Source organism: Magnetococcales bacterium (assembly GCA_015231925.1).
Classification (GTDB): domain Bacteria; phylum Pseudomonadota; class Magnetococcia; order Magnetococcales; family JADGAQ01; genus JADGAQ01.
Genome location: JADGAQ010000003.1, coordinates 49,764 through 62,859, shown reverse-complemented (window position 1 = coordinate 62,859; position 13,096 = coordinate 49,764). Strand labels below are relative to the sequence as shown.

Here is a 13,096-nt window from a genome sequence, read left to right as displayed (position 1 = left end):
GGACTCCGTCCCCAAACCCCTGCTGGGGACCATGATGGTCCCCAGACCCCTGCAACAATGCAAAGATGAAATAGAAACGGAACAAGACGGGCTCAGAATCCATCACCCCCATGGATGGTCAGTTTGACCCCCTGCCCCTGGTTGACCACTTCGAGGGAGGGCCTTGCATGCGATATTTCAAGGCTCTCCCTCACCAGTGAGAGAAAACCCACCCCCTGCGCCTCCATCAGATTGCGACCGGTGAGCGGATTGACGTAATCCCGCAGAGTGCCCGCCAGAAGCTGATTGCGTCGGATCGGCTGGCAGCCTTCATACAAATCCTCCGGAATGAGCGAATTGGGCAAACCACCGGGATTGCCGATCTCCAGCCGGTCCGGAAATACGTTGACGATCACCTGGGAGCCCCTCACCTCGTAATCCCGATGCACCACGGCGTTGACCACCGCCTCCTGAAGCGCCGTGCCGCTGTAGCGCGGCTTGTCGAGACGACCCCACTCGTTCTTCTCGGAGCGAATCGCCAGATAGGGACTGCGGAACAGATACTCCAACGCTGCGGCAATCTGCCGGTCCACCGGGCCTTCGAACCGCTTTACATCCACCGTATTGCCGTCGGCGATGTCGTGGTCGTACAGCGCCAGTTCCACATACGCCCCCGGCAACCAGCCCTGGGGACGTTTGGTGAAGAGCAGAACCCCCAGATTGGTCAACCGCCAGCCATCCTCTTCACTGGATTTGGCCAGTTTGAGGTTTTCCAGAAGATACTCCAAAGGACGACCCCGCTCCCCGAAGGAGTGCCCGAAACGGCGCCGGTGGTAGTCATCGAAGAGATCCCGGTCGAAATCCTCCAGTGAGGCGCCAAAACAGGGCCGCTCTTCGAAAGGCAGGGCCAGTCCACGCGAGGTCAGCAGTCGCCCCAACTGTTCCGTAGGGATGATTTCCCGTTGCTCCCCCACCCGCTTCAGATATCGTCCCTGGACCGTCTGGAAAATGGTATCCCGCGACCGGGGAATATCCACTTGCAGAATCAATCGCTCCCGTCCCGCTTCATTCAGGTAGCGCCAATTGAGGCGGGGCTCCAGCAGCCCTTTCGGCAGGCAACCGTCCAGAGCGCAATTGACCACCCACTGGGCCAGTTTGTCCCGCTTGTTTTCATCGATTCCAACCACCTGCCGGTTCTTGTTGACCCCGAAGAGGACCACCCCCCCGTCGGTATTGGCCAGGCTGACGAAAACCTCGGCAATGACCTGCTGGGCCTTGCCCTCCTCGTTGGAAAAGCGCGGCGCGTCGCCGACGAAGACCACCTCCTTGAACTCCAGGTAGGTATCCTCCCCCGCCGCGATTTCCAGCAGCAGCTCTTCCGTCTTTTCATACCTCATGGCCGCTCACCACCTCAGAAATGGTACTTCTCCTTGCGCTTCCGGAAGGCCTGCTCCGAACCTTCCAGAATGTCCAGCACCGCACGGGTCACCTCCTCCCGATCCAGACCGCCCTCGGCGCGCTTCACCGCCTTTCCCGCCTTGGCCTCCAGGGCGCATACCAGTTCGGCATCCCCGTTGACCGGGAGATTGGCATTGTGGGTGGAGAGGATGATCTGACGTTTCGATTTCAGATGACGCATCAGGGGGACCAGTTCCCCGTAGATGAATTTGGCATCGAGTTCGTCTTCCGGCTGGTCGATGACCAGGGGATGGTTGCCCTTGGCCAGTATCATGGCCAAGACCGCCGTGTTGCGCTGCCCGTCCGAAAGGGTGCCGTCCGAGATTCTGCCGATCCGCCCACCCTCGCCGAGCAACTCCAGATCCACCCGATCCGCCACCCGGCTCACCCGAACCTCCCGCCATTTGGAGGATTCCTTAATGAGAAGCTGATTCCTCACCTCTTCGAAATGAAGAGAAATCCCCCGGAGATGCTTCTTGATGGCCTCCGGCAGGGTCAACTCGTTCTCCAACCACCCCTGAACCAGCCCCCAAACCGATGGAGTTCCCTCCCGTTGCCGATATTCCTCAAAAACGACGTCTCCCAGCTCCTCCCAATTCCTGCCCAGACGAGAACGTCGATCCGTACAGAGGCTGTTCCAGCTCTTTTGGAAACCCGTTTGGTCCGCTCCGAAAGCCACCGAAAGCTGAATCAAACGTCTCCCGTCCCGAGCGGAACCAGCGGAAATCTCCTCCGCAACCCGGACTCGAATGGCGTAAGCCTCGCGCCAGACGGCGTGCAACCTCTCAAAAGCCTGGGGCAGCCGCTCCACCTCCTGACGAAGGCGTTCCCGCTCCGCCTGTTTCTGCTGCAAGGCCAGCCCCTTTTCCTGCCGTTTCCGGCTGATCTCCTGGAAACGGCTCACCTCCTCCCGCGCAATCCCCTTGTCGGCGCAAACCCTGGCATAGACCTCCTCCGCCTCCCAGATCGTTTTCCTGATCTCAGGCCAGTCGGTTTGGGCGGTGAAGAATTTTTCAACATCCTGTCGATAGTGCTGCCCCAGTTCGACGATGGCTGTCCGCAACGTTTCCCTTCTCTTGAGAATCTCCTGATCGCGTTGCAAAAACCAGCTTCCGTGGGGCCAAGCTTCACAGGTCGAGCCCAAGGGAGAGTGGCTGTCGAAGATGTCCGCAGCCAGATTCAGCAAACGGGATTTGTCGTTTTCCACGGAGGCTTTGAGTTGGTTGATATAGTTCCGTTCCTCCTGCAAGCCCTGATGCCGCTGCGCCTCCTCCTGCAAGGCCGCCACGGCCTGCCACTGCCTCTCCAGGTCCGCCAACTCCTGGGTCAGTTGCCGCAACTCCATGTCGGTCTTGTCCAACTGCTCTTTCCGGGCGAACAACTGCCGGATTTCGACACGAACCGCCTCCTGCAACTTCCCCTGCTCCTGCAACGCCTCTCCGACGAAACCGTTCAGAAGAGGAAGGAGAAAGAGCCCCCCCTCTTCGGTCATTCGGTTCAACTGCTGCTGGCTGAAAAACTGGATGGCGATATCGCCCAGATGGGTTTCCATGTCCCAGATGTCCGAATCGGGTTCCACCCGGATCCCGTTCTTTGAGAGGATAACGCTCTCCCGGACCCCGTCAGGGCTGCGCCAGCCAACCCGCACCTCGGTTTGTTCCCCCACGTCGAGAAGCGTCTTGATGCGTGCAACCTTCTTCCGGCTCTCCTCATCCAGGGAGGAATCCCGCTCTTTGCCCAAGGCCAGTCGCATGCTCTCCAAAATGGCCGACTTGCCGCTGCCACGACCGCCGATGAGACAGTTGAGATGGGGCGAAAAGTCGATCCGCTGATCTCCCAGAAAAGCCGCTCCGTTGATCTCGACCCATTCGAGGCGGGCATGTTTTTCACGGCTGGCGGGATCGTCCGGCTCCATGGGCCGAATGCGGGATTCGGCATCCAGAAAGGCCTGACGCAAGGCTTCGATGGAGGGCTGTGACATCTTGATCCAGGTATGACGATAGCCCAGACAGTTGGCTGCGGGTTTGCCGTCCTCACCGGTGGCCAGGGACTTGGCATCGGAGGAGGTCATGACGGCGGCAAAGGGAGGATCGGGCCTCCAGGAATTATTCCCGGATAATTTGGCCCGCAATCCCGCATTTTCCGCAATGGGCCAAGTGGTCACCTCGACACACATCAAGTCGGGATTTGCAGAGAACTCCTCTTTATGACTGGACGAAACGAACAGCCCATCCGGTTTTTGATCGGCATGGGCCGCAATGACCACACCACCGTGTGTATGCTGCACCATGGACAAGACCGTTTTCAGGGATACCTTCCCCCCATCCCGGAAAAGGGGTTTGGAACTTCTCCCCTCGCCAAATCGCGCCGTCTTTGGCAAGCCCAATGTCGTCACAGGATCTCGTCGAGTTTCTTCAAATCCTCCGACTTCTTTACCGGCGGAAACAGACAGACCAGATGATACCCGATATCCACCTCAAACCCCGGAAAGATGGTGAGTGGATCCCTGCCAACGGATTCGGCCACTGGTTCGTTCTGTTCGATAAGATGGGACAAAAACCAGTCACGGTGCGCATCCCGTGCTGAAAAATTATGATCGGTCACTCCAATGAGATGAAGGCCAGTCTCGTGGCAACGGATCAGGAATTTCCGGGCCTTTTCCTGAACATCCGTCTCGTCGAAAGTACCTTCCTTCTTGATTCTTCGCGGGTCTCCCAGTCTGGTCTCGGCATCCCTCCAACTGCCATCCTCCGGGGTATGAACATGGAGATCGCATTTGAACCACCTCATACCCCGGTATGCGCTCATTCCCCACCCTCGTTCCGTTCCAATACCGAGGAGACGCTTCCCCTCAGACTTCCAAACTCTGTTTGTCGAGCCAATTGCAAAACGGCGCTGCAATGGGTTGGGACAATCCCTATGAATGATAAATGAAAAGTCAAAGGATAGAACATTTCCTTTTTTTGATACTTAAAAGATAAAATATTGAAAAGAAAATAAAAATATATCTATTGAACAGAGGGCGCTTTACAACCCCCTCTGTTCATAAAGAGTTGGAAAGATTCTCAGGGCTGCTTCCCGGCGGCCTTCATCTCCTCCTCCTGTTTTTTGACCTGGCGCTCCTTGGCGGCCTTGGCCCGGTTGGCCTGATCGATACACTCCACCACCTCCGGGTGGGTGCGATACTCCCGACGACACAACATCTCCGTCGTGTTGTTCAGCGTCGTGCCCAGGGCGGAACACCCTCCCAGAAACACCCCCGCCAGCACCATCCATCGTCCCGTCTTCATCGCCACCACCCCTTCCGGTTCAAAAGCCCACACCTCGGTCCCCATGATGGCCTGTCGCGCCGCGATTGGCAATTGACTTTACCCCAACCGGTCGCACAACGACTTCAGAACCCCCGCCATCGCCGTATCCCCCGGCAACCCGGCATCGGCCAGAAACGCCGCCACCGCCGAACGGGTGTTGCGCCCCACGAAACCATCCACACCCTTCGGATCGTAATCCAGGTAGGTCAGATAGAGCTGTACCGCCCGCACCGTCAGATCGGGCAGCCCGTTGCGCGTCAGCTTTCCGTAAGCCTCGGCCAGCTTCCGGTCGTAGGCGTTGCGCGCATAATCCACACCGTTGTAGCCCCTGGCGAACGACGCCCAATCCCGTCCGGCCAGAGCCCGAGCCAACCCGTTCTTCCGAATGAAAGCCGTCATGGCCGCCACATGGGCATCCTCGCCCTGCATCATGGCCGCAACCAGCTCTTCCACCCCGGCGTATCCCGCCACTCCCGCGTTGAAGCCCATCACCTGCCCCAATCCCCAGGAGGCGCTCTCCAATGCCGCACGGCGATCCAAGGCTAGCGCCTCCGCCAGCCGGTCATACTGGGCCGCCCCCTCGGGACCGTAACCCCCGGCCTGCGGTTGGCTCACCCCCGGATGGCCGGCGTCGAAACGCCCCCCGGTGCGGCGGGAGAATATATGCCGCTCGAACAAGATCCCCGGTCGCCGGTCCGGCAGAAAACCCACCCCGGAGGTCTCCACCTGCAGCACGGCCCACAATACCGCCGCCTCCACCCCCAACGTGTGGCACGCTGTCGACAAACCCTCCGGTGAAAGCGCCACGGCTTCACCGGCAAATGGCAAGTTCCCCATGTTCCGCATCCTTACTCTTCAAAAGGTTTATTGCAACGCTTTGTTGTCGGAATGCAGCTTATCCAAAAAGGATCCTGCCGAAAAGTACTTCGTCCCGTTTTATTGCGGATTACAGGGAATCTGGGAAGTATTTTGGGTGTTCCCCCCCTCCCGGTTCACTTCGTTACACCAATCCCGGCCTTTATCGGGAACAAGCCGTCGGGCCTGCTGCAACGCCTCCTCCGCCGCCCGGATCTCTCCCCGCCGAAGCTGGATGCGGGCCAGATGAAACAGCGTCTCGCCGCGCAATCCTTCGACACCGGGGGGGAAACCCTGTCGTTCCAGACGCGCCAGCACCTCCCGAAAGGCTTTTTCGGCCTGGGGGGCATGGCCGTTGCGCAGCAGACGCCGCCCCAGACGAAACAGACCTTCCGGGCTGTCGACGGGCAGCCCGAAACCGGTGTTGTAACGCTTGGCGGCACTCTCCACATCCCCCCGAAGCAGCGCCACCTCCGCCAGTTTGACCATCACCAGGGGATGGACCCGATGATCCAGCAAACGCCACGCCTCCCGGATCTCCCCTTCGGCCTCCTCGAATCGACCGGCGTCGATCAGGGCGTCCCCCACCATCAACCGGGGATAGAAGTGGTGCGGGGAAACCGCCGCCGCCTGACGCCACAGGCTTTCCGCACTGTGCCACACCCCCACCTGCTGCCAGGTGATCCCGGCCCAGACGGGCAGCAGCAACACCCCGGCAAACGCGGCGAGCCGACTGCGCCCGCCGACAAAGGCCATCGCCAGGAAAAGCCCGAGGTGAGGCATGTAGGTGAAGCGATCGGCCATGGCCTTGAAGCTGACCTGCACCACCCCGCTCACCGGCAACAGGGCCCCGACGAACCAGTAGAAGCCCGTCAAGGCGCCGGGCCACTGCCGCGCCTGACGCCACAAAGCCAGCATCAGCAGCAACAGCGCCAGGGCCGCCATGACTCCAAGCGCCAGCGAAACCCCCTCCTCCCCGTGGGGATAGAAGATGGCGAGTTGCGGGGGAAAGAGGCTCTTGCCCAGATAGATCCAGTAGGATTGGGCCGCGTTGGCCAGATTGTAGAGCGTCGGAATCGAGGAGTAGCTGCCCTGGGCAGCCCAACCGCCCACCACCAGGGAGAGGAGCGACAGGGAGAAGAGGGCCCGCTTCTCCCACACGCGGCTGATCACGCTACGGCGGTCGAGGCGCTGCAACGGCCAGAAGTCGAGCAGGATCAGAATGAACGGCAGGGTGATCCACATGGGTTTGGCCGCCAGGGAGAGGGCCAGCCAGAGAGACGGCAGGCCTTGACGCGGCGGCATCGCCCCGGCCCGTTCCACGGCGATCAACCAGGAGCGCAGAGCCAGCAGGCCGAACAGCGCCGCCAGCATCTCCTTGCGTTCGATGACCCAGACCACCGCCTCGACGTGCAGCGGATGCACCGCAAAGGCCATCGCCACCCAGGCCGCAGCCCAAAAACCGGGGAGCAACCGCTGCATCACGCCGAAAACCAGCAGGCTGTTGGCCAGATGCAGCACCAGGTTGATGGCGTGGGAAACGCCGGGATCCCCCCCGGAAACAGACCACTCCAGGAGGAAGGAGAGCCAGGTCACGGGGGTCCAGATGGCGTGTTCCCGGTTGGTCAGGGCCCAGACGAGGCTTTCCGGGCTCAACCCCTGGTGCAGGGGCGCGGCGTGTTGCAGATGGAGGGTATCGTCGAAGTTGATGTAGCCGTAGCCCCAACTGCGACCGTAGAGCAGCAGCGGCAGCAGGACAAGCGCGGCAACCCCAAGCGCCCGGCGAGGGTTCATCGCGTGGCGTTCGGGGCGGTATCGGCCCCGGCGACCACCTGTTCGCACTCCTTCAACAGCGGTTCCAGCACGCCCGGGCCCCCCTCGGGCAGCGGGGCCTGGGAGATGGCCCGCAGGAATTGGCACCATCCCGGTCGCTTCTCCGGCAAGGTCTTCCAGGCCCGCCGGATGGCCGCATCCACCTCCGTCAGCCTGCCCTGCCGCAAGGCCAGCACCCCCAGCTGAAACGAGGTCTCCGCCGCCAGACGCTGCTGCTCCCGCAACGAAATGGGCGGATCCCGACCCAGGCGGCGCAGGATCTCCTCCAACCCCTTGCGCGCCTCCTCGAAGCGCTGCAGGCCCATGGCCTCCACGACAAAACTCAGCAGGATCACCGGGTTGTCGGGATGGGCGCCGTTGGCGGTATTGTAGGAATAGAGGGCGTTACGGTAGTCCCCCATCATGAAATAGGCCTGACCGATGCGGGCGTTCACAAAGGGCAGGATCATGTGGTTCAGCAGGGCGTAACCGTTCTGGAACTCCTGCAGGGCCTGGGGATAACTCCCGGCGAAGAGGTGCCCCAGACCCAGCATGTGGTGGGAATAGAAGTGGGGTGAGGTGTTTTCCACCGCCTGGGACCAGAGGGTGACGGAGTTGCGCCAGTAACCCGCCTGATGCCAGGTCATCACGCTCCAGAAGGCCAGCAGGATCAGGGAAAGGACCAGCAACACGCGGCGCAGCGGCTCCCGGAAGCGGTATCCCGCCACGGCGAGGCCGAGGAAGAGGCCGACGTGGGGCAGATAGGTGAAGCGGTCGGCCATGGCCTTGAAGCTGACCTGGACCACCCCGCTGACGGGAAAGAGCGCCCCGGCGAACCAGAGCCAGCCCACCAGCAACCAGGGGCGGGCGCTGGCTCCGCGCCAGAGCAGCACGGTCAGCCCCAGCAGGGCCAGAGCGGCGACGAAGGCCAGCAGCAAGGAGACCTGGGATTCGGGATGGGGATAGAAGATGGAGAGATCGACCGGCAGCAGGGTGCGGCGCAACTGCACCCAGTAGGCGATGGCGGCATTGGCGAGGTTGTAGCGCAGGGGGATGACGGCATAGCTGCGTTCCGCAGCCCAGACCCCCACGACCAGAAAGATCCCGCTCAACAGGAAGAGCGGCGCTTTTTCCCGCAAGCGGGCCATCCACAGCGGACGTTGCAGACGTTGCAGGGGCCAGAAGTCGAGCAGCAGCAGCAGGAACGGCAGGGTGATCCACATGGGTTTGGAGGCCAGGGAGAGGAAGAGCCAGCCGAAGGCGGGTTGCCAGTTGAGGGGGTTGCCCTCCCCGGCCCGGTCCAGCTCGATCAGCCAGGCGCGCAGGGCCAGAAAACCGAAGAGCCCGGCCAGCATCTCCTTGCGCTCGATGACCCAGACCACCGCCTCGACGTGCATGGGATGCACGGCGAAGGCCGTCGCCACCAGCCAGGCCAGCGGACGGGATCCGGTCAGTCGCTGCGCCACCCCCAGACATAGCAGGGCATTGACGCTGTGCAGCAGGATGTTGATGGCGTGGGAAACCTGGGGATGCCCCCCGAGGAACTCCACCTCCAGAATGAAGGAGATCCAGGTGGTGGGGGACCAGAGAGCGTGATCGCGGTTGGTGAGGGCCCACCACAGCGAATCGAGGGAGAGCCCCTGCTGCAATCGCCAGGAATCCACGATGTGGTTGGTGTCGTCGAAGTTGATGAAGCCGTAACCGACGGTACGGCCATACAACAGCCAGATCAGGGCCACCAGACTCAGTTCGGGCCAGCGGGTTTTCAAGAAGGTCATCGCGACTTACCCGTATCCACCTCGGAATCGTTGTTAAAAGAGGCTATTGTAGCAAGGGGAGCGGGCGTTGGGCAAAGAGGGATTCGGTTTGAGCCGAGTCTGCTTGACTTTCAGCAACCTCTCCGCTTACCGTGGGATTATGAAAAACATCACCGTTTCACTCGACGATGAGGTCTATCGGCAGGCTCGCCTGAAAGCGGCAGCGTTGGATACCTCCGTGTCGGCTCTGGTCAAACGGTTTCTGCTGCAACTGGCCAGCGGCGAAGGCGAATTCGAGCGGCTGAAACAGGAAGAACGGGCACTTCGGGAACAGATTACCGCCTTTTCCGCCTCGGACCGTTTGAGCCGCGAGGAGGCGCATGATCGTCATGCGCTTTCTTGACACGAATATTCTGCTTTATTCCATCAGTCGCATGGAGAATGAAAGCAGGAAGCGCCGGATTGCTATCGAGATGCTGGATCGGGACGACAGTGTCCTCTCGGTGCAGGTGTTGCAGGAGTTTTACGTCCAGGCCACCCGTTCCACACGAATCGATGCGCTCTCCCATGAGATCGCTTCAGGTTTGATCCGCACCTGGTTGCGTTTTCATATTCAGGAAAACAGCGTCGCGGTCCTGCAAGGCGCCCTGGAGATCAAGGCGCGTCACGGTTTTTCCTATTGGGACAGCGCCATCATCGCCGCCGCGCGTGCCTCCGGTTGCCGGGAACTCTATTCCGAAGATCTGAGCCATGGCCGCGAGGTCGAGGGCATCACCCTTCTCAACCCCTTCCGAGAATCCTGAACGCCCCGCGAATCAGCCTGTCCCGGCAGACGATCAATGACTCCGCAGCTTCTGAATCTCCTCCTTGAGGATGGCCTCGGCGACGCGGGGCAAGTGGCGATGCACCATTTCGCGGGCGCTTTCGCGGGCCAGGCGCTGAATCGCCGGGGCGAAAGCCAAACGCAGGGCCTTCTCCTCCGGGTCGCGCGGCAGGGCGCGAAGGCGGCGCAGGTGGTCCGGCAGCATCCGGGGCACCATCTCCGCCAGATACTGCGGAATCAGCCGGTTGACCTCCTCCTGAACCAGTCGGGCCAGGTGCAGATCCTGCCGCACCCGTCGGGCCGCTTCGCCGGGAACCCCCTCCTCCTCCAGCGACAGGTTCTCCGCGAAGCCCAGCTCGATGAAAAGCTCCGCATCCTCCACCCGGCAGCGTTGCGTCAGATAGGCCAGTTCCGAAGCCGGCGTGCCCGGACGCAGATGGCCCGTCACCACCGTCACCGGCACCACATGCACCGTGCCGAACTTCTCCGAAAAGGCGTGACACAGCAGCCGGCCCATGGTCTCCGCCAGCAGCTCCACCGCGCCCATGGGCTCCAGGGATTCCAGCCGGTCCTCCCCCACCGTGACCGGAAAGTTCATCGCCAGGGTCTCCGCGGCGGACACGCTGCCCGAAAAACGCAAGGTGGCCCGCAACGACCCGGTGAAACCCACCAGGGCCACCCATTCGGCGGTGTGTCCCGAAGGACGCCATTCGCAACGGGAAGGCTCCAGCGTCCCCGAAGTGAGCAGTTGTTCCCCCGCCTCCAACAGCGCGGTCTTCAGCAGTTCCGCAAAGGTCTCATGCACCGGGCGATCCCCCTTTTTCGGCGTGGAAACACCATTCCAACATCCAGTCGTACCCTTCCCACTTCAACCCCAGCCGCCCGGCGTCATAGCCGGGGGCCACCGTCACCCGCTGATCGTTGCCCCGGATCACCGTGGTTCCGGTCCACTCCACCTTGCCCAGCACCGGTTGCGACACCCGGCAGAAGTCCCCCGCCAGATGCTGCATCAGCGCCATCAGGATCTCCGGATAGGGCCGGGCCACCTCCACCGGCTGGCGTTTGGAGAGATACATGGCCAGCCGTCGTCCGCTGCGCACCGATCCCGCCAGACGGCAGTGCCCCTGAAACGCCCCGGAAAAGCCCGCCACCGCGCACCAGTCCGCCACCGGCGTCCCTTCCAGGGGAACCACTTCCAAGACCCCGCCCAACAGCTCCCGACCCGTCTCCTCGACCGCTTCCCCCCACAATCCCGCAAGGCGCGCCGTATTCATGAAGGCCTACTCCCTGGCAATGAACGCATAGGCTGAATGGTTGTGAATCGATTCGAAATTCTCCGCCTCCACCGTAAAGGAGGCGATGCGCGGATCGGCATCCAGCTCGGCGGCCACGGTGCGCACCATGTCCTCCACGAAGCGCGGGTTGAGATAGGCCTTCTCGGTGACCAGCTTCTCGTCGGGACGCTTCAGAATGGGGTACAGTTCGCAGGAGGCGTTGCGTTCCACCAGCTCGATCAGCTCCTCCACCCAGACGAATCCCGTGAAGCGCACCGCCACCTTCACCTGGGAGCGTTGATTGTGAGCCCCGAAATCGGCAATCTCCTTGGAGCAGGGACAGAGGGTGGTCACCGGAACCGTCACCTCCAGGGTCAGACGGTAGTCGGAACCGTCCAGATCCCCCAGAAAACGCACCCGATAGTCCATCAGCGCCGAAGCCCCGGTGACGGGGGCGAACTTGCGCATGAAATAGGGGAAACGCAGCTCCACATGGGCGGCGCGGGAGTCGAGACGCTCGCGGATCTTGCCCAGGAGATCCGGCAGGCTCTCCACCGAAAAGGCGTGATCGTATTCCGCCAGCACTTCCAGAAAGCGCGACATGTGCGTTCCCTTGAAATGGTGGGGCAGTCGCACGAACATGTCGACGGAGGCAATGGTATGCTGACTCCCTTCGCGGCGGTCTTTCACCACGATGGGATATTGGATATCCTTGACCCCCACCTTGTCGATGGCCAATCGCCGATCATCTTCCCGCGATTGGACATCCACCAGCTCCCCCTCGGGGGCGAATTCATCCGGCATCGTTAGTCGTCCATTCCCGTTTGGTTTTCGCGGCGTCCGGCACCGGCCGGGCGCAATCCGAAACGGGGAGTGTAAGACGATCATCCTCCCTAAGGGAAGAGACGCTCATGCATCGCATCGGCATCATTCACAAACATTCCGAACCCCGCGCCCTGGAAGCCACGGCGCTGTTGGTGCGCTGGCTGAACCGGCGGGGTTGCGAAGTCAGCGTCGCCGAAGAGGGTATCCCTCCGGAATATCAGCAGTTGCCCCCCTGTTGCCTCACCCCCCAGGATCTGCTGCCCGAAGGACAGGATCTGGTGGTGGTGCTGGGCGGCGACGGCACCTTCATCGCCGCCTCCCGTTCCGTGGGGGATCGGGACACCCCGCTGCTGGGCATCAACATGGGCCGCCTGGGCTTTCTCACCGAGGTGCCCTACGAGGAGATGCTCGTCGCCATCGAGCATGTCCTGCACGGACGGGGCCATCTGGAAGAGCGCATGCAGCTGGAGGTCATGGTGCGCCGTGAGAACGACACCCCGTTGACCTGCCATGTACTCAACGACGCGGTGATCCACAAGGGGCGGCTGGCCCGCATGATCGACTTCGAGGTCTCCATCGACAACCAGTTCGTCTTTTCCAGCCGCGCCGACGGGTTGATCGTCTCCACCCCCAGCGGTTCCACGGCTTACGCCCTGTCGGCGGGAGGCCCCATCGTGCATCCGGCGCTGGAGGCGATTCTGCTGGTGCCCATCTGCCCCCACGCCCTGAGCAATCGCCCCATCGTGGTGCCGGGCCAGGGCACGGTGACCATCGGCGTGGTGGAGGACGGTCTCGACCGGCTGTTGACCCTGGACGGACAGAGCGGTTTTCCCCTGGAGCCGGGGGATATGGTGGAAATCCGTCGCTCGCCCCATCGCTTGAAGGTGATCCATCCGCCGCAACGCAACTATTACGCGGTGTTGCGCGACAAGCTGCGTTGGGGTGAACGGGTGGGACGCCAACCCGAACCCCTGAACCGCACCGATTACGGGAGATCCTGAC

General features: G+C 61.8%; 13 protein-coding genes. 3 read left to right on the top strand and 10 right to left on the bottom strand.

Annotation, left to right across the window (positions count from 1 at the left end; all coding sequences use genetic code 11):
* Nucleotides 1-92: 92 nt before the first annotated feature.
* The 7 genes from HQL56_00915 to HQL56_00885 form a co-directional block, all read right to left on the bottom strand.
* Nucleotides 93-1,376 carry a putative DNA binding domain-containing protein gene (locus tag HQL56_00915; protein MBF0308075.1) on the bottom strand — a complete coding sequence of 428 codons (1,284 nt, stop codon included), beginning with the start codon at nucleotides 1,374-1,376 and terminating at the stop codon, nucleotides 93-95.
* Nucleotides 1,377-1,390: 14 nt separating this feature from the next.
* Nucleotides 1,391-3,727, bottom strand: coding sequence for an AAA family ATPase (locus HQL56_00910; protein MBF0308074.1), 2,337 nt, complete (start codon nucleotides 3,725-3,727; stop codon nucleotides 1,391-1,393).
* Between the two features lie 101 nt (nucleotides 3,728-3,828).
* On the bottom strand, nucleotides 3,829-4,338 hold the full coding sequence (locus tag HQL56_00905; protein MBF0308073.1) for a hypothetical protein: 510 nt from the start codon (nucleotides 4,336-4,338) through the stop codon (nucleotides 3,829-3,831).
* 164 nt (nucleotides 4,339-4,502) lie between these two features.
* Nucleotides 4,503-4,799, bottom strand: a complete 297-nt coding sequence (locus HQL56_00900; GenBank protein MBF0308072.1) for a hypothetical protein — start codon at nucleotides 4,797-4,799, stop codon at nucleotides 4,503-4,505.
* Between the two features lie 6 nt (nucleotides 4,800-4,805).
* Nucleotides 4,806-5,585: a DUF3380 domain-containing protein gene (locus HQL56_00895; GenBank protein MBF0308071.1), complete on the bottom strand. Its 780-nt coding sequence runs from the start codon at nucleotides 5,583-5,585 to the stop codon at nucleotides 4,806-4,808.
* Nucleotides 5,586-5,684: 99 nt separating this feature from the next.
* Complete coding sequence (locus tag HQL56_00890; GenBank protein ID MBF0308070.1) at nucleotides 5,685-7,397, bottom strand: tetratricopeptide repeat protein; 1,713 nt, start codon at nucleotides 7,395-7,397, stop codon at nucleotides 5,685-5,687.
* Nucleotides 7,394-9,193, bottom strand: a complete 1,800-nt coding sequence (locus HQL56_00885) for a hypothetical protein (protein ID MBF0308069.1) — start codon at nucleotides 9,191-9,193, stop codon at nucleotides 7,394-7,396. Before HQL56_00885 ends, HQL56_00890 begins: the two co-directional genes overlap by 4 nt.
* 139 nt (nucleotides 9,194-9,332) lie before the next feature.
* Between HQL56_00885 and HQL56_00880 the strand changes: the two genes are divergently transcribed.
* Together HQL56_00880 and HQL56_00875 are read left to right on the top strand one after the other, a co-directional pair.
* Nucleotides 9,333-9,575 (top strand): hypothetical protein, encoded by a 243-nt coding sequence (locus HQL56_00880; protein MBF0308068.1) that lies wholly within the window; start codon nucleotides 9,333-9,335, stop codon nucleotides 9,573-9,575.
* A complete protein-coding gene (locus HQL56_00875; GenBank protein ID MBF0308067.1) occupies nucleotides 9,553-9,975 on the top strand; it encodes a PIN domain-containing protein in 423 nt (140 codons plus the stop codon). The genes HQL56_00880 and HQL56_00875 overlap by 23 nt, the downstream gene beginning before the upstream one ends.
* A gap of 33 nt (nucleotides 9,976-10,008) precedes the next feature.
* Here HQL56_00875 and HQL56_00870 read toward each other — a convergent pair whose 3' ends face one another.
* From HQL56_00870 to HQL56_00860, 3 genes are read right to left on the bottom strand one after another with little or no spacing between them, the layout of a single operon-like run.
* Nucleotides 10,009-10,800 carry a hypothetical protein gene (locus HQL56_00870; GenBank protein MBF0308066.1) on the bottom strand — a complete coding sequence of 264 codons (792 nt, stop codon included), beginning with the start codon at nucleotides 10,798-10,800 and terminating at the stop codon, nucleotides 10,009-10,011.
* Nucleotides 10,793-11,269 carry a hypothetical protein gene (locus tag HQL56_00865; protein ID MBF0308065.1) on the bottom strand — a complete coding sequence of 159 codons (477 nt, stop codon included), beginning with the start codon at nucleotides 11,267-11,269 and terminating at the stop codon, nucleotides 10,793-10,795. The genes HQL56_00870 and HQL56_00865 overlap by 8 nt, the downstream gene beginning before the upstream one ends.
* A 6-nt stretch (nucleotides 11,270-11,275) precedes the next feature.
* Entirely contained in the window at nucleotides 11,276-12,073 is a 798-nt protein-coding gene (locus HQL56_00860) for a GTP cyclohydrolase I FolE2 (GenBank protein ID MBF0308064.1), read from the bottom strand.
* Between the two features lie 107 nt (nucleotides 12,074-12,180).
* On the opposite strand from HQL56_00860, the gene HQL56_00855 reads away from it, so the two are divergent.
* Nucleotides 12,181-13,095, top strand: a complete 915-nt coding sequence (locus tag HQL56_00855) for an NAD(+)/NADH kinase (protein MBF0308063.1) — start codon at nucleotides 12,181-12,183, stop codon at nucleotides 13,093-13,095.
* Nucleotide 13,096 lies beyond the last annotated feature (1 nt).